This is a genomic window from Geodermatophilus chilensis, assembly GCF_002802985.1.
Taxonomy (GTDB): Bacteria; Actinomycetota; Actinomycetes; order Mycobacteriales; family Geodermatophilaceae; genus Geodermatophilus; species Geodermatophilus chilensis.
This window is the reverse complement of record NZ_NVPT01000069.1, coordinates 1-15,952: the sequence shown is the minus strand read 5'-3', so window position 1 is coordinate 15,952 and position 15,952 is coordinate 1. Positions and strand designations below refer to the sequence as shown.

At 75.6% G+C, this 15,952-nt stretch carries 16 protein-coding genes; 7 read left to right on the top strand and 9 right to left on the bottom strand.

Annotated features, from left to right (window positions below; genetic code table 11):
* Positions 1–11 precede the first annotated feature (11 nt).
* Complete coding sequence (locus CNO22_RS13255; RefSeq protein ID WP_100499821.1) at positions 12–854, bottom strand: hypothetical protein; 843 nt, start codon at positions 852–854, stop codon at positions 12–14.
* A 338-nt stretch (positions 855–1,192) separates the two neighbouring features.
* Entirely contained in the window at positions 1,193–2,512 is a 1,320-nt protein-coding gene (locus CNO22_RS13245) for a UDP-glucose dehydrogenase family protein (RefSeq protein WP_100499819.1), read from the bottom strand.
* Positions 2,513–2,948: 436 nt separating this feature from the next.
* Between CNO22_RS13245 and CNO22_RS27700 the strand changes: the two genes are divergently transcribed.
* The 4 genes from CNO22_RS27700 to CNO22_RS13225 all read left to right on the top strand — a co-directional run bounded on the left by CNO22_RS27700 (position 2,949) and on the right by CNO22_RS13225 (position 5,258).
* Positions 2,949–3,119, top strand: coding sequence for a hypothetical protein (locus tag CNO22_RS27700; protein ID WP_157936937.1), 171 nt, complete (start codon positions 2,949–2,951; stop codon positions 3,117–3,119).
* Positions 3,120–3,205: 86 nt separating this feature from the next.
* Entirely contained in the window at positions 3,206–4,282 is a 1,077-nt protein-coding gene (locus tag CNO22_RS13235) for an LCP family protein (RefSeq protein WP_100499817.1), read from the top strand.
* A 104-nt stretch (positions 4,283–4,386) separates the two neighbouring features.
* On the top strand, positions 4,387–4,593 hold the full coding sequence (locus tag CNO22_RS13230) for a hypothetical protein (RefSeq protein ID WP_100499816.1): 207 nt from the start codon (positions 4,387–4,389) through the stop codon (positions 4,591–4,593).
* Positions 4,594–4,664: 71 nt separating this feature from the next.
* Positions 4,665–5,258, top strand: a complete 594-nt coding sequence (locus tag CNO22_RS13225) for an arsenate reductase/protein-tyrosine-phosphatase family protein (RefSeq protein WP_100499815.1) — start codon at positions 4,665–4,667, stop codon at positions 5,256–5,258.
* A 7-nt stretch (positions 5,259–5,265) separates the two neighbouring features.
* Here the strand turns inward: CNO22_RS13225 and CNO22_RS13220 are convergent, their stop codons facing one another.
* From CNO22_RS13220 to CNO22_RS13200, 5 genes are all read right to left on the bottom strand, one after another.
* Positions 5,266–6,633, bottom strand: coding sequence for a polysaccharide biosynthesis tyrosine autokinase (locus CNO22_RS13220; protein WP_100499814.1), 1,368 nt, complete (start codon positions 6,631–6,633; stop codon positions 5,266–5,268).
* A gap of 100 nt (positions 6,634–6,733) precedes the next feature.
* Complete coding sequence (locus CNO22_RS13215) at positions 6,734–7,492, bottom strand: WecB/TagA/CpsF family glycosyltransferase (RefSeq protein ID WP_157936936.1); 759 nt, start codon at positions 7,490–7,492, stop codon at positions 6,734–6,736.
* Positions 7,482–8,747, bottom strand: a complete 1,266-nt coding sequence (locus CNO22_RS13210) for an O-antigen ligase family protein (RefSeq protein WP_100499812.1) — start codon at positions 8,745–8,747, stop codon at positions 7,482–7,484. The genes CNO22_RS13215 and CNO22_RS13210 overlap by 11 nt, the downstream gene beginning before the upstream one ends.
* Complete coding sequence (locus CNO22_RS13205) at positions 8,744–10,051, bottom strand: MATE family efflux transporter (RefSeq protein WP_100499811.1); 1,308 nt, start codon at positions 10,049–10,051, stop codon at positions 8,744–8,746. Before CNO22_RS13205 ends, CNO22_RS13210 begins: the two co-directional genes overlap by 4 nt.
* The gene (locus CNO22_RS13200) at positions 10,041–10,973 is read right to left on the bottom strand and encodes a glycosyltransferase family 2 protein (protein WP_198588304.1); all 933 of its coding nucleotides are present in this window, start codon (positions 10,971–10,973) and stop codon (positions 10,041–10,043) included. The genes CNO22_RS13205 and CNO22_RS13200 overlap by 11 nt, the downstream gene beginning before the upstream one ends.
* Before the next feature lie 263 nt (positions 10,974–11,236).
* Here CNO22_RS13200 and CNO22_RS13195 point away from each other — a divergent pair, with 263 nt between their 5' ends.
* On the top strand, positions 11,237–12,334 hold the full coding sequence (locus tag CNO22_RS13195) for a glycosyltransferase family 4 protein (RefSeq protein WP_100499810.1): 1,098 nt from the start codon (positions 11,237–11,239) through the stop codon (positions 12,332–12,334).
* Between the two features lie 42 nt (positions 12,335–12,376).
* Here the strand turns inward: CNO22_RS13195 and CNO22_RS13190 are convergent, their stop codons facing one another.
* Positions 12,377–13,117, bottom strand: a complete 741-nt coding sequence (locus CNO22_RS13190) for a PP2C family protein-serine/threonine phosphatase (RefSeq protein WP_100499829.1) — start codon at positions 13,115–13,117, stop codon at positions 12,377–12,379.
* A gap of 142 nt (positions 13,118–13,259) precedes the next feature.
* Between CNO22_RS13190 and CNO22_RS13185 the strand changes: the two genes are divergently transcribed.
* The gene (locus tag CNO22_RS13185; RefSeq protein ID WP_157936935.1) at positions 13,260–14,432 is read left to right on the top strand and encodes a glycoside hydrolase family 3 N-terminal domain-containing protein; all 1,173 of its coding nucleotides are present in this window, start codon (positions 13,260–13,262) and stop codon (positions 14,430–14,432) included.
* 25 nt (positions 14,433–14,457) lie between these two features.
* Positions 14,458–14,676: a hypothetical protein gene (locus CNO22_RS13180; protein WP_100499808.1), complete on the top strand. Its 219-nt coding sequence runs from the start codon at positions 14,458–14,460 to the stop codon at positions 14,674–14,676.
* 1 nt (position 14,677) lies between these two features.
* Here the strand turns inward: CNO22_RS13180 and CNO22_RS13175 are convergent, their stop codons facing one another.
* A complete protein-coding gene (locus CNO22_RS13175) occupies positions 14,678–15,724 on the bottom strand; it encodes an NAD-dependent epimerase/dehydratase family protein (RefSeq protein ID WP_100499807.1) in 1,047 nt (348 codons plus the stop codon).
* Between the last annotated feature and the right edge of the window lie 228 nt (positions 15,725–15,952).

Here is a 15,952-nt window from a genome sequence, read left to right as displayed (position 1 = left end):
CCTGGAGACGGTCAGCCGCGGAGGGCGTCGGACACGCGCTCGGGGACGGCGAACGTCTCGGCGTCCTGCTCGCGGCGGAGCACCCAGGAGGCGGGCAGCACCAGGCGCGGCGCGACACCGACGAGGACGGCGACCAGCACGGCGACGCCGGCCAGCGCCTCCCCGGACTCCTCCAGGTAGGTGGCGGTCACCGCCCACGACCCGACCGCCACGGCCGAGACCGCGGAGAGGCCGACCGACGCCACCCCGTAGCCGGCCAGGCAGGCGAGCACCCGGCGGCGGTCGCGGCGCTCGTCGCGGCTGACGAAGGCAAGGACGGCGAGGACGGCGGCCACGAGCGCGACGCTGGCGACGACGGCGCCGGCCTCGCCGACGGCGGCCGACAGCGCACCCATGGCCTCGACGTGCACGGTGCCGCCGGCCTTGACGACGGCGATGCCCGCGCACACGAGCCCGACGGCCAGCCACCAGGCGCGGCGGCCGGGCACGCGCGCGGCGCCGGCGACCGCGGCCACCGCGGCCACCGCGAACAGCGCGGCGACGAAGGTGCGAGGCGCGGAGAACGGGGCGTCCATGGACAGCGCCCGGGCCACCGGGCCGGTCGCGCCGGTCAGCCGGCCGACGTAGCCGGCGGTCTCGAGCAGCACCGCGGTCGCGGCCAGGGCGATCCCGACGGGCGGCAGCGGGACGCGGCGGCGCGGCGTGACGAGCCGCAGGTCGGCGAGCGGCTCGGGCGCGGTCAGCGGGTCACCGGAACGGGTGTCCGCGAGCCGGATGCCCCGACCGACGACGACGGCCACCGCGAACGCGAGCAGCACCCAGAGGACCAGCCCCCCGACGACCCAGATCCACACGCACCGGTCATCGGCAGGCCGGGTGCGGAGCGGGACCCCTCGGCCGGCGGGTCACCCGATCGGGTGGCTCAGCGGCGCGTGCTCCCGACGCCCGGCCGGAACGCGGGGGGAGGTCGGCGGTGGTGAGCGGGCGCTCCGCGCGGGACCGGGTGTCGGCGAGGCGGATCCACCGGCCCAGGACGACGGCGACCCCGAGGGCCACCAGGGGCCACACCACCAGCACGCCGATCACCCACGTCACCATGCGCCCGACATCGGCAGGTCCAGCGCTCGGCGTGACCGTGCGCCCGAACACCCGCACTCGGTTCGCACGGCACACCCGACCGCGTGCCGCCGTCTCAGCCGGCGCGGCGGCCCAGGGCGCGGTAGGTCCAGCCCGCGGCGGTCCAGGCCTCGCGGTCGAGGGCGTTGCGCCCGTCGAGCACCCGCTTCCGGGCGACGACCTCGCCGAAGGCGACCGGGTCCAGCTCGCGGTACTGCCGCCACTCGGTGAGCACCAGGACGGCGTCGGCGCGCTCGGCGGCCTCCTCCGGCGTGGCCGCGTAGTCCAGCTGGGGCCACTGCCGGCGGGAGTTCTCGATCGCGGCGGGGTCGGTGACGGTCACGACCGCGCCCTGCAGCTGCAGCTGGGCGGCGACGTTGAGGGCCGGGCTGTCGCGGATGTCGTCGGAGTCGGGCTTGAACGCCGCCCCGAGGACGGCGATGTGCTTGCCGAGCAGCGAGCCGTCGCAGACCTCGCGGGCCAGCTCCACCATCCGGATCCGGCGGCGCATGTTGATGTTGTCGACCTCGCGCAGGAACGTCAGCGCCTGGTCGGCCCCCAGCTCACCGGCGCGGGCCATGAACCCCCGGATGTCCTTGGGCAGGCACCCGCCGCCGAACCCCAGCCCGGCGTTGAGGAACTTCCGCCCGATCCGGTCGTCGAACCCGATCGCGTCCGCGAGCTGCTTGACGTCCGCGCCGGTGGCCTCGCACAGCTCGGCCATCGCGTTGATGAAGCTGATCTTCGTCGCCAGGAAGGAGTTGGCCGCCGTCTTCACCATCTCCGCCGTCGCGTAGTCGGTGACCACCTTGGGCGTGCCGGTGGCCACGATGGGTGCGTACACCTCGTCGAGGACGGCGACGATCGTCTCGGCGTCCGGCCCGTCGGGGACGCCGTAGACCAGCCGGTCGGGGTGCAGCGTGTCGCGGACGGCAAACCCCTCGCGCAGGAACTCCGGGTTCCAGGCGAGCAGGGAGCCGGGGACCTTCTCGCCGAACATGCGGGCCAGTTCCGCGGCCGTGCCCACCGGGACGGTCGACTTGCCCACCACCAGCTCGCCGGGCTCGATCACCTGCAGCAGGGACTCCGCGGCCGCCTGGACGAAGCGCAGGTCGGCGGCGTACTCGCCGTGCTTCTGCGGCGTTCCGACGCAGACGAAGTGCACCTGTGCGCCGGCGGCGTCGGCGACGTCGGTGCTGAAGCTGAGCCGGCCCGACGCGAGGGAGTGCTGGAGCAGCTCGCCGAAGTCCGGCTCGTAGAACGGGGCGCGGCCCGCGCAGAGGTCGGCGATCTTCCGTTCGTCGACGTCGATGCCGACCACCTCGTGGCCCAGTTCGGCCATCGACGCCGCGTGGACGGCGCCGAGATACCCGCAGCCGATGACCGAGATCCGCATGACCGTGCCGCCTTCCCGCTGGAGACCCCCTCAACCACTCAAGGATCGAAGTGCACCATGAAGGGGGCATGGGCGCCCGATGAGCGGAGTCTCATGGAGGCGACCTCTCGGCCCAGAGGCCGGGACGGACCTCGCCGCGGCGGCAGGTGCAGAGGCTCGAGCCGCTGAAGGCGTCGTCCCCGGCCCAGCGCGAGCGGTGCCAGTGCGCGCATCCGCCGGAGGACGCCGTCGCCGGCCCGTCACCCGATCGGGCTCGACGGACCGCCGAGAGGGTGAACACGAGGGCGGTCTGCCCGACCCGCTCACCCGCCGGTATGGACAGGTACCGTTCCGTTACGGGCATCGAGGTGTCCGCCCCCGTGCTCTGGGGGTCCCGCGCGGCCGTCCGTCTGCGCTCTACTCCGGGTCGAGGGTGACGCAGGGACGGGAGGCTCGCGTGGGCTGGCTGGTGACCGCCGTGGTGCTGTGGGTGCTGCTCGCCCTCCCCGCCGCCGTCCTGCTGGGCCGGGCCATCCACCGCGCCGACCGTGAGGAGCTCGGGGAGCCCGACCACCTCTCGCACGGCCGCCCCACCCCCTCCGATCGGCACGAGGTGCGGTCGCGCTGACTGCTCACTCCTAAGGGTGGCCACAGCCTGACCTGGGCCGTTCCCTTCCGTACCGTCGGCAGCATCGCCGGGTGGACGGGGGCCCCATGAGCAGTGCGACCGAGACGGCGTCGCCGGATCGGCAGACGGACGAGCACGCGGGGACCTCACCGCAGCGCGGCCGGGTGCTGCGCCGGGTGCTGGTCACACTCGGTGTGCTGGGAGTGGTCGTCGCCGTGGTCGTCGCCGGCGCGCTGTGGTTCCTCACCGACCGCTACGCCGGCAACGTCGACCGGGTCTCCGAGGTCTTCGCGACCCTGGACGACGGGGCCCGGCCCGCGCCGTCGGCCCCGGCAGAACAGGCCGGCGAGGAACCGGTGACCTTCCTGCTCGTCGGGTCCGACACCCGCGCCACCGCCGAGGAGGGCATCGCGGCCGGCGGCCGTTCCGACGCGATCATGATCGCCCGGTTCTCCGCCGACCGGCAGCACGCGCAGCTAATCTCCGTCCCCCGCGACTCTTGGGTCGACATCCCGGGCCACGGCAGGGACAAGGTCAACGCGGCCTACGCGTACGGCGGACCGGCGCTGCTCGTCCAGACCGTCGAACAGCTCACCGACGTCCGGATCGACCACTACGTCGCCATCGACTTCGAGGGGCTCATCCAGGTCACCGACGACCTGGGCGGGGTGGACGTCGTGGTCGCGGAGACCACCAGCAACGGGCCGTACACCTTCCCCGCCGGCGTCAACCACCTCGACGGTGACCAGGCGCGCTGGTATCTCGGGCAGCGCTACGGCCTGCCCGGCGGCGACTTCGACCGGGTGCGCCGGCAGCAGCAGTACCTGCAGGCGATGTTCGGCAAGCTGTTCAGCTCCGACACCTTCACCGACCCGGGGCGGCTCGACGCCGCGCTGCTCGCCGTGACCAGTGCCGTCGCGGTCGACGAGCAGCTCGGCAACGCCGAGGTGCTGTCGCTGGCGTACTCGCTGCGCGGGCTGACGCCGGACAACGTCGACTTCTTCACCGCACCGGTGCTGGGCACGGGCACCGAGGGCGCAGCGAGCGTCGTCTACCTCGACGACGTCGCCGGCGAGCGGATGTGGGGCTACCTGCAGACCGACTCGCTGTCGCAGAACGCCGAGGAGTTCAGCACCCAGGCGCTGCCCGACGTCCCTCGCTGACCTGCACGTCCGCCCGTCCGGGTGAACCCAGGGGGCCGGCAGGTCGGGACCTCCCTCGGCCGGCTCCCCGGCAGTCGCCCCGTGCCGCGAGGAAGGCGACCCCCGTGACCGGTTCCCCGCAGCCCCCGCCCGGCAGCCCGGTCCCCTACGGCCTCGACGGCCTCGACGGCCTCGACGGCGTGAACGTGCAGTCGTCGAACGGCCGCAGCTCCGCCGACGCCACGGTCGCCCTCGTCCACGCCGACGGCCTCCAGGAGCACCCGGTGCTGCCGCTCGTCGACGAGGGCGGCAACTGGCGCGTCTGTCCCTGAAGCCTCCCCAGCTGGGGTGCCCGCGGCCGGTCGCACCCGGGGAACGGCGCGCCGGGGCCTAGCGTCGGGGCGTGCGCCTCCTCTTCGTCTGCACCGGCAACGAGTGCCGGTCGCCCATGGCGGAGGGACTGGTGCGGACCTGGGCGCGCGAGGCCCTCGGCGAGGAACCCGAGGCGGCCGGCGTGCAGGTCGGCAGCGCCGGACTCGCGGCCACGCCCGGTCGCCCCGTGGACCCCGACTCCGCCGCGGCGGTGTCCCGGTACGGCGTCCACGTCGACGGCTTCCGCTCGCGGCTGTTCGTCCCGCGCATGGCGGAGGAGGCGGATCTCGTGCTGACGATGACCCGTGACCAGCGGCGCAGGGTGCTGAACGCGGTGCCCCGCGGGCTGCGGCGGACCTTCGTCCTGCGCGAGGCCGCGGACCTCGTGCACCGGGCCGACCTGTCGGACCTCACCGGCGCGACCCTCGACGACCGCGCCGCCCGGCTCGCCCTCCGCCTGGACGCGGCGCGGGCCACCGGCCGGCCGACCGCGGACGACGACGTCGTCGACCCGATCGGCCGGCCCGCGCCGGTCCACGCAGAGGTGGCCGAGGCGATCGCCACGGCGCTGCGCCCGCTGGCCGACGTCCTGCTCCGCGCTCAGCGCACCGACCGGTCCGGCTGAGCGGTCCTCAGGCCCGCGTCTCGGCGGCGTAGCCGTAGCCGTAGCCGTGCTCCGAGGCGAGCTCGGCCTTCGGTGGGACGAGGTTCAGCACCACACCGAGCGTGCGGGCGCCCACGCGCTCCAGCCGGGCGGCCGCGGCGGCGACCTGCTCGCGCCGGGTGACGCCGTACCGGACCGACAGCAGAGCGCCGTCGGTGTGCGCCGCCAGACCGATCGCGTCGGCGACCGGCAGCAGCGGTGCCGCGTCCACCAGCACGAAGTCGTTGTCGGCGCGCAGCTTCTCCAGCACCACCCGCATCGAGCTGGACGCGAGCAGCTCACCTGGGTTCGGCGGGACCGGCCCGGCGCCGATCACCGACAACCCCTCGGTCGCGTGCTGCTGGACGACGTCCTCGAGGCCGGCGCTGCCGGTGAGCACGTTGGTCAGCCCCACGCCGTCGACCAGGCCGAGGTAGTCGATCACCCTGGGCTTGCGGAGGTCGGCCTCCACGAGGGTCACCCGGTGCCCGGCGCGGGCCAATGCGAGGCCCAGGTTGACCACCGCCGTCGTCTTGCCCTCGGCGGGCACGGCGCTGGACACCATGACGACCTTCGGCGGCTGGTCCACGTCGAGGAACTGCAGATTGGCCCGCACCTGCCGGTAGCCCTCCGCGGCGTGGTCGGAGCGCACCTCACCGCCCCTGCCGCTCCGGGAGCCGAGCGCCGGGTCCCGCACCACGACCCCGACCACCGGCGCACCGGTCAGCGCAGAGGCCTCCTCGGCGGTCGTGACCGAGCGGTCGGCGAGGTCGCGGGCCAGCGCGACGAGCGCGCCGAGCACCAGGCCGCCGAGGACGCCGGCCGCCACGGTCCTGAGGACGTCGGGTGAGCTGGCCTCCGTCGGCAGGTCCGGCCGGTCGGTGACGGTGACCCGGACCGCAGAGGCGGTGCCACCCACGGGCGTCTCCAGCTCCGCCACCAGGTCGAGGAACTCGCTCGACAGAGAGGCGGCGAGGGCGCGGGCCCGCTCGGGCGAGGGATCGGTGACCGAGACGTCGATGAGGACCGTCTCCGGCACCGGCGAGACCTCGACCGCGTCCTGCAGCGACGCCGTGGTCCGGTCGAGCCCGAGGTCGTCGATCACGCGCGCGGCCAGTTCCTCCCCCTCGAGGAGGCCGGCGTACGAGGCGACGCGCTGCTGGGCGAACTGACTGCCCGCGAAGGCCTCGGACGTCGAGGCCGAGTCGGCCGTGCTGACGAAGAACTGCGTCTGCGTCGTGTACCGCGGCGTCGCCAGCAGCCCCACGGCGGCACCGGCGAGACCGCCGAGCAGCGCTCCGACCACGACGACCCACCACATGCGGCGAAGGGCGGCCAGCGCCTTCCTCAGGTCCATCGGATCCCCCGTCCTGTGCGCGCTGCCCTGGCAGCGCCGTTCGCGAGTGAGAGTGCGGCCGCGGCCTCCGGGCCGGGCCGGGGATGCCGCTCGCCGGGCATCACGACCGAGCCCTCCGTCGTGGCGACGCGAGCAGCGCCGAGGCGAACAGGTGAGCGGTGGTGAGGGCGCCACGCGCGTAGCGGGAGAGCAGTCGTGGCGACTGGACCAGCCGCCACACCCACTCGATGCCGTGGCGCTGGAAGACCGCCGGGGCGCGCGACTCCTCGCCGGCCAGGAAGCCGAACCACCCACCGCACGTCATGACCAGCCCGGGCGCGAGGGAGTCGACGTGCGCACTGACCCACTCCGCCTCCCGTGGCATGCCCATGCCCACGAAGACGACGTCCGGCCGGGCGTTCTTGAGCTGCTCGAGCACCGGCGCCCAGTCGGACCGGAAGCCGTCGCTGGTGAACACGCACCGCGCCGGGTGCTCGGCCTCGAGGCGGCGGGCCGCGCGGTCGGCGAGGCCCGCCGGGCCACCGACCATCGCGAAGGTGACCTCCCCACCGGCGCGCGCCGCCACGAGGTCCAGGACCGCGTGCGCCAGGTCGGTGGTGGGCGCCCGCTGGATGTGTCGCGCCCCGGCCGCGCGCGCGACGAGCACGACCGAGGCGCCGTCGGCGTAGCACCACTCGGCGTCGTCGAGGAGCGCGACGAAGGCCGCGTCCCGCGCTCGGTTCAGGCCCCCCACGTGGAGGGCGAACACGCGGATCGGGCGCGTGGCGACCGCCCACGCCTCCACGAGCGCCTCGGCGAGCTGCGCGCGCGAGAGGTCGACGACGTCGAACGGACCGACCCGGACCGACTCACCGGACACCGGACACCTCCATGGCTGTGCGGCCCGACGGGCCGAGGGGCTGGGTGCGCAGCCGGACCGCGCGCGACGAGGGCTCGAGGCGGGTCCGCCCGAGCGAGGACACCTCAGGGGTGGCGGCGCCGTCCGGCGCGGCGAGGGCCGCGGCCAGCACGACGAGCAGCCAGCCGAAGGACGAGGCGAAGGACTGCTCGTCGATGCCGTAGAAGAGCAGGCAGACGAGCGTCCCGGCCGGCCACATGGCCAGCACGTCCCCGGAGGCGACGAGCCGCCGGACCGAGCGGCGCAGCGCCAGGAGCACCACGGCGAGGACGAGCGCCAGGCCGACGACCCCGGTCTGGACCAGGTGGTCCAGGTAGGCACTGTGGGCGTGGTAGAAGGCGAAGCCGGTCTGCGCCCACATGTGGTCGGTCACGGGGACGCCGGCGACCCACAGTGCGCCGCTGCCCTGGCCCAGCCACGGCGACTCGGCGACGACGCGCTCGACGACGTCCCAGATGACGCTGCGGCCGGTGAGCGTCGCGTCCCGGCCGAAGAGCTCGCTGACCACGCCCAGGTTGAAGGGCAGCCAGAGCGCGAGACCCACCGCCGGCAGGATGGCCGCCGCCACGACCAGCCGCCGTCGTCCCACCGTGCGGGCGCGGGACGCGACCACGAGCGCGCCGGTTACGCCGGCGGCGGCCATCAGGACGGCGAGCCCCGTGCCGCTCGACGTGGCGAGGAGGGTGGCCACCGCGAGGCCGGCCCAGCCGAGGTCCCGGCGTCGGGCACCGCCCGCGGCGGCGCGCACCAGGAAGGTGAGGGTGGCGGCGACGTAGAAGAAGGCGGCGACGTTGCGCTGGACGAAGACGCCCTCGAGGGTCCCGTACTGGTAGACCTCCTGCGTGCGACCGACGGCCGGGACGAGCAGGTACAGCGCCCAGCTGGCGACCAGCAGGACCCGGCACGCGGTGGCCAGCGCGGCGAGCACGCCCAGGGGCCCGAGCACGCGCGGCAGCAGGGCCGCGGCCACCGTCAGGAGCGCAAGGAGCGCGAGGTGGCGCACGGTCAGGGACGGGGCGACCGACCACAGCACCGTGACGCCGCACCAGCCGACGGCCAGGAGGACGGCGCGGCCGACCCGCAGCGGACCGGGCACCGAGGCCGCCTGGGCCAGGACGACGAGGGCGAGCCCGGCCACTGCCCAGTAGCTGCCCGGGTACGGCGTCGCCGCGACCGCGACCAGGAAGGTGACGGCGGGGACCGGGGAGGGCCTCACGCGGCCCTCCCCCCGACCTCGCCGGTGACCGCGCGGACCAGCAGGAGGCCCCACAGGGCGGCGGTCAGCACGGAGATGCCGGCGAGGGCCCAGGCGGCGAGGAGCGCCCCACCACTGGTGGCGGTGCCGAGGACGACCAGCAGCGAGAGCGGGGCGAGCACCCAGCGCACCCGGACCTGCCGGCCCACGGCGCCCAGGGCACGCAGCGCGACCCCGGCACACCCACCCGCGAGCCCGGCGGCGAGCTGCACCGTGAGCGGCCAGACGAAGGACCGGGCGTCCGACCAGCCGCCGTCCACGAGCAGCGCCGCCCAGGCCGCCGGCAGGACGGCGACGGCGCAGCCGTACACGGCGGCGCCGAGCGCACCGGCCGCCCCGACGGACGACGCGGTGCGGGCGAGCCCGCGGGCTGCCGCGCCCCGCGCCCGGCTGCGCGCGAGCCCGGACTGCAGGGCCGACAGCAACCCCGTCGTCGCCATCGTGACCGGACCCAGCCAGATCTGCGCCTTCCGCAGCAGCGCGACGTCGGTCGACGAGGTCAGCACCGCGAGGAGGACCAGGGCCCCCTGGGCCGATGCCTGCAGCAGGCCGAAGTCCTGCGCCAGGGCGCCGGCCAGCGACCGGTTCTCGCGCAGCCACCCGCCGGGGAGCCGGGCAGGCGGGAGGCACCCGCTGGTCGCCGCGCCGACGGCCACCCCGAGGAGGGCGGCCACGCCCCACACCAGCAGGCCCGTCGCCGGGCCGACGGTCTCGTCGGACTCGGCGACGGCCAGGCCCATCGCGGTGACGGCACCGAGGCTCCAGACCGCGTTGTTGGTCAGCGAGTCGACGATGCACCCGTGCGCGTGGGCCACCCACCGGTAGTGATCCTGCACGAGGAGCACCGGCAGGACCGCGCCGGCCGCGACGAGCGCCGGACCCCACGTGACGCCGGCCGCGGAGGCGACTGCACCGGCGAGGACACCGAGCGCGCCGGCGACGAGGCCGAGCCGCAGCACCGAGGCGAGGGACGACCGGGCGCGCTGCAGCATCCGGGCCGGCTCGTCCACGACGGTGAGCACGAGGACGTCGCCGTGCACCGAGCGGGAGACCCCGGTCGCCAGGATCAGCGCGAGGACCAGGGTGGTGAAGACGCCGAAGTCGGCGAGGGCCATCGAGTGCGCAGCCAGGACGCTGACCGCGAGGTTGCCCAGGCTGGGGAGGGCGGAGTCGACCACGCCGAGCACCAGCCGCCGGGCGCCCGTGCCGCCCGTGGCCGACTCCTGCCGGGCGGCCCGCGCCGTCGTGCGGACGTCAGCCGTCACGTCGACGCCGGCCGGTCAGGCGCCAGCGCAGCTGCTGCGGGAGGAACCAGATGGCGAGGAAACGGGCCAGGTCACGGCCGGTCGGCCGGGCGGTGGCGGCCATGCCGGCGAGCGCGGCGAACAGGCGCAGCCCCCCGGTGCGCTGGGCGCTGCGCGCCACGTCGGTGAGGCAGAAGGCGCCGAAGGCCCGCTCGCCCAGGTCGGCGCGCCGGGCGAGCGCCCAGGCCAGCGAGGACTGCCAGCCGGCGTTCGTGCTCACGGACGTCCGGACGCTCGGTGCGTGCACGACCGTCAGCGGCTCCAGGGCCACGGAGAAGGTGCACCCGTGCCGCTCCAGGTCGAGGAACCAGTCGTACTCCTCGTGGGTGCGCAGGTGCTCCGGGAGCGGGTGGGCGAGGGCGAGCTCCCGACGCAGGAGGAGCGTGGGGACGGCGAGCATCCCCTCCCCCGGCCGGCTGCGGACGAACAGGTAGTCGGCCACCCGCTCGCCGGCGCGCGGCGCCCGCTCCGGGTAGTGGAAGGTGAACCCGTCCGTGCGCCACTCGACGCCGGTCGCGTACACAGCCGGGCCCGACGGCGCGTTCGCGCGGACGTGCTCGAACTGCCGCTCGAGCTTCTCCGGGGACCACTCGTCGTCGTCGTCGAGGAACGCGATCCACTCGCGGTCGGTGGCGCGCACCCCGGCATTGCGCGCACCGGCGGCCCCGGAACCGGTCGGGAGGGACAGCACGCGCAGCCGAGGGTCGTCCACGCCGGCCAGGGCGGCCTCGGTGGCGTCGTCCGGCCCGTCGATGACGACGAGCACCTCACCGGGCGACAGCGACTGCCCCAGGGCACTCGAGACGGCCCGGAGGACCAGTTCGGGGCGGTTCCGCGTGGGGATGACGACGCAGACGTCCGCCGTCCCCGGCGGTGCAGCCACAGCAGCGCTCTGCACGCGTGTCCCCCTCTGTCCGAGCCGATCGCGGTGCAGACCGTAAGCGCGGGGGACGGCGCTGCAGGGGGTCGCGGCCGGACGGGCCACCCCTCCGAGGGAGGCATCCGCGGCATCGGGTCCGGCACCATGCGACGGGGCTCGCGGAGCGTCACCGACGGCCGGTCGCCGTCCGACGGCGTGGGTCCCCGACCACGAGGAACGGCTCCGGCACCTGCGCGCCGGCAGCCCATGGCCCAGGAGGGGCGCGGATGCGGATCCTGCACATCACCGACGACCTGACGGTCGGTGGTTCGCAGCTCGTGCTGGTCGCGCTGGCGAACAGCCAGGCGGCGAGCGGCCACTCCGTCGCGGTCGCCGCCGGCGCGGGGCCGCTGTGGGACGAGCTCTCCCCCGCCGTCGAGCTGCACCGCCACGAGGGCGGCCGGATGGCGCTGCACCGGCTGCTGCCGTACGTGCACCGGCTGCTGCGCGCCGCGGCGTGGGACGTCGTCCACACCCACCAGCGGGGCGTGTCGACGGCGGTCTGGCTGACCCGGGGCGGCACGCGCCTGGCGCACGTGGAGCACGTGCACAGCGAGTTCGGGTCCTCGTCGTGGCGAGGGCTCTCGTTCAGGGGTGACGCGCTGATCGCCTGCGGCAGCGCCGTGGCCCGGATGCTGGTGGAGGACCGCGGCCGGCGCTCCGAGACGGTGCGCACCATCCCGAACGGCGTCGCCGACCACGGCGTCCGCCGCCGCCCCGCGCCCGCAGGGGACGACCGACTCCGGATCGTCAACATCGCGCGGGCCGACGCGGTCAAGGACCCGGCCCGCTTCGTGGCGGTCGTCGGGGAGCTGCACCGCCGTGGCATCCCCGTGCAGGCCACGTGGGTCGGCGACGGCGGACTCCTGACGGCGGCCCGCGCGCTGGTGACCGAGGCCGGCCTCGACGGGGTCGTCGCCTTCCCGGGTGGCCGTCGTCCGGCGGTCGACGCGCTCGCCGACGCCGACCTGTTCCTCCTGACCTCCCAGCGGGAGGGGCTGCCACTGTCGGTCCTGGAGGCCGCGGCGGCCGGGTGTCCGGTGGTGGCGCCGGAGGTGGGCGGCCTGCCGGACGCCGTCCGTCACGGGGAGAACGGGTGGCTCTTCCCGCCCACGGCCGGTCCGGACGAGCTCGCCGACCTCATCGCGACCGCCTGCGCCGACCGGTCGGCACTCGACCGGGTGGGCATGCGGGCCCGGCACGTGTACGAGCAGGAGTTCGGGCTCGATCGGGTCGCCGCGGCCGTCGAGGAGGTCTACCGGGCGCTCGTCACCCTCCCCGGCACCGACCGGTGCCCGATCGCCGCAGGACTCGACCTGCGCTGACCGTCACGGCCCGGTGGACGAGCGCCGCCGGGCCAGGTGGTGTCAGCCCTCGGCACCACGGGCGACCCCGGAGGCGGCCTCGAGCACGACGACGGTCACGTTGTCGCGCGCGCCGACGGTCTCGGCTTCGGTCGCGAGCGTGGAGGCTGCCCGTGCCACCTCACCGCCGCCCACCAGGGGCGCGATCTGCGCGTCGGTCAGCTCGCCGGTCAGGCCGTCGGAGCAGGCGAGGAAGCGCTCGCCCGGCACGACGGGCAGCAGCACCACGTCGGCCTCGGGCCGCGGGCCCACACCCAGCGCGCGGGTGATGATGTGCCGCTGTGGGTGCGTCGCAGCGCTCTCGTCGGAGATGTAGCCGGCGTCGATGAGCTCCTGCACCACCGAGTGGTCCCTGGTGACGAGCTCGAGCCGGCCCGCGTGCCAGCGGTACACGCGCGAGTCGCCGACGTGGAACACCGCCCACTGCGGTCCGTCGCCCTCGTCGACCAGCGCGACGCCGGCGACCGTCGTCCCGGCGCCGGCCTTGTCCGGCCCCTGGAACCCGCGGATCTCGCCGTCGGCCCGCTGCAGCGCGAGCCGGATCGCCTCCACGGTCGTCGTCCCGGAGCCGGTCAACGAGCGCAGCGCCTCCACGACCGTCTCCGCGGCGGCGGCGCCACCGACGTGACCGCCCATGCCGTCGGCGACCACGAACACCGGTGGGGCAGCCAGGTACCTGTCCTGGTTGTCCTCCCGCTGCCCGACTGCGGTCGCCGCTCCCCACGTCAGTTCGACCGGCGGCATCCACGCTCCACAACACGCATCGACGACAGAACGCCCCGTGGGGAAGACAGGGTGCGCCGAGCTTAGGAGGTCGGTGACACGCCGGCAGGTCGCACACCCCTCGACCCGCCGACGGGTGCCCCCGGACGCACAATGGCCGGCGATGCCCTCTTCCCGCCTCGGGGCCGTCGTCGGTTCCCTGCTGTGCCTGCTGCCGGTCGCTTGTGCGGCCCCGACCGCCGGCACCGGGACGGCGCCCGGCACGACCAGCGCCACTCCCCCGGCCGCCCCGAGCACGCCGACCGACCCGGTCGAGGCGGCGCTCGCCGACCTGGACCGCCGCGAGCAGGTCGCCCAGCTGGTGGTCGTCGGGGTCGCGCTCACCGATCTCTCCCCCGCCGACGACTTCGTCGCCGAGGGCGTGGGCGGCGTCTTCCTCCAGGGCCGCAGCAGCATCCCCGCGGACGAGCTGGCCGCGGAGACCGCGCGGTGGGCGGAGGCGGCCCCGGGTCCGCGTCCGTGGGTCGGGGTCGACCAGGAGGGCGGCGCCGTGCAGACACTGTCCGGCCCGGGCTTCGCCGACCTCCCGACGACCGCCCGCCAGGGACGCATGCCGGCCGGGGAACTGGCCGCCCTCGCCGACGACATGGGCGCGTCGCTGAGCAGCGCCGGCATCAACCTCAACCTCGCGCCGGTCGTCGACGTCGTCCCGGAGGGCACCGAGGACGGCAACGCGCCCATCGGCGCCTACGGCCGCCAGTACGGCAGCACCGCCGAGGCCGTCACCGCCGCTGCCGGGACCGTCGCCGACGGCCTGGCCGGGCACGGGGTCACCCCCACGTTCAAGCACTTCCCCGGACTCGGGCGGGTGCAGGAGAACCCCGACGAGAGCCGGGACGTCACCGACGGCGTCACCACCCGCGACGACGAGCAGGTCGCCGCCTTCGGCACGCTCGCCGGCTCGGACGCCGAGCCCTTCGTGATGATGTCCTCGGCCACCTACACCCGGATCGACCCGAGCGCGCCGGCCGCCTTCTCCCCCGTCGTGGTCACCGACCTGCTCCGCGAGCAGCTGGGCTTCGACGGAGTGGTCATCTCCGACGACATCGGCGCCGCCCAGGCCGTCCAGGACCTGCCGGCCGAGGAGCGGGCCGTCCGCTTCCTCGAGGCGGGGGGCACCCTGATGCTCACCATGGACGCCGACCTGGTGACGGAGATGATCGACGCCATCCTGGCCCGCGCCGAGAGCGATCCCGACTTCTCCGCCACGGTCGACGCCGCCGTCCGGACCGCCCTCACCGCCAAGGCGGACGCCGGGCTGCTGTCCGGGTCCTGAGCGGGCGGGGCTCTACCGTGGGCGGGTGCTCGGCCGGCTGTCCGCGCTCGTCATCGCCGCGGTCCTGTCGGCGTTCGCCGTCCTGCTGCTGACCGGGCGGTACCTCGCCGACGGGCCCGTCCTCCTGCGGCTCGGCGCAGACCACGGGGTGCACACGGGGGACGTGTTCGTCGTCCTCGGCTGGGCGGCCGCCCTCCTCGCCGAGGTCGGGCTGCTGCGGGCCACCGGTCGCCGGGACGGCTGAGTCACCCAGCGACGTCCCGGTTGGGCCAGGACTCCGCCAGCTGGGCGAACCAGGCGACCTCCTCGGCCAGCCCCCGGTCCAGGTCGACGCTGGGCCGGAACCCCAGCAGCTCGCGCGCCCGCTCGGTGCGGCACACCACGTTCCCCGCCGGTGGAGCACCCACGTGCCGCGGCGGCGGGGGCAGCTCGCCGCGCTGCTCGGCCACGGCCCGCCGCACGCGCTGCGCCAGCGCCACCGTGCGCTCGGCCGTCCCGCTGCCGGCGTTGACCAGCCGGAACCGCTCACCGGCCGGCGCAACCGCGGGCGGCCGGGCCACCGCGCGCAGCACCAGGTCCGCGGCGTCCTCCACGTGCAGGTAGTCGCGCAGCTCCTGCCCGTCGCCGGTGATCGTCGCCGGGTGCCCGGCCAGCCCGGCCCGGATGAACGTCGGCACCGCCCACGGCATCGTCTCCCCGGGCCCGTAGAGCGTCGTGAAGCGCAGCACCGTGGCCTCCGGACCACCGGCCCCGGCCACCACCCGCAGCTGGTCCTCCAGGGCCAGCCGCGCCGCCGCCCCGGAGTCCTCCGGCGTCGGGCGCATCGACTCGTCCACCGGGCCGGCCGGCGCCCGCCCGTAGACCTCCACCGAACTGCCGAGGACGACGTGCCCCAGCCCGTCCCCGAACGCCGCCAGCAGCTCGAGGGTGCCCGCCACGCCCACCGCCACGTGGTGCCGCGCGGCGCCGGTCACCGTCCGCTCCCCCGGCGGCAGCGGCACCGCGTCCAGGTGCACCAGCTGCTCGGTCCCCGCGGCCCGGCGCGCCACCCGCCGGGCCGCCTCCGGCCGCCACCACTCCGGCTCCCGGACCAGCTCGACCACGCCCTCGCGGATCGCCCGCCGCACCGGCTCGCGCCACCCCGGGTCGGGCCCGACGACGGCGACGCGGCACCCGGCGCGCAGCAGCCGCGGCACCAGCGCCGCACCGAGGAAGCCCGTTCCGCCGGTCACCAGCACCGGCATGTCGCGCAGCCGACCGTCGTCCGCACCGTCCGGGTCGGTCCCCCGCACGCCCCCACCCCCTCGGCGCGGTCGTCCGCGCCCGTTGGCCGAGGGACGCTAGGGGTGTCGGGCGTGTCGCGGAACGGTCCGGTCCGCGACGCCGGCGGCTGCTCCAGCGTGTGCTGACCCCGCGTGTCGCCCCCGGGTCCGGACGTGTCGCCCGCCGGGACGGAGGTCCCGGCGGGCGACACGTCCGGACCCGGGGGCGACACGCGGGGCTGACTCTTATACACCTCT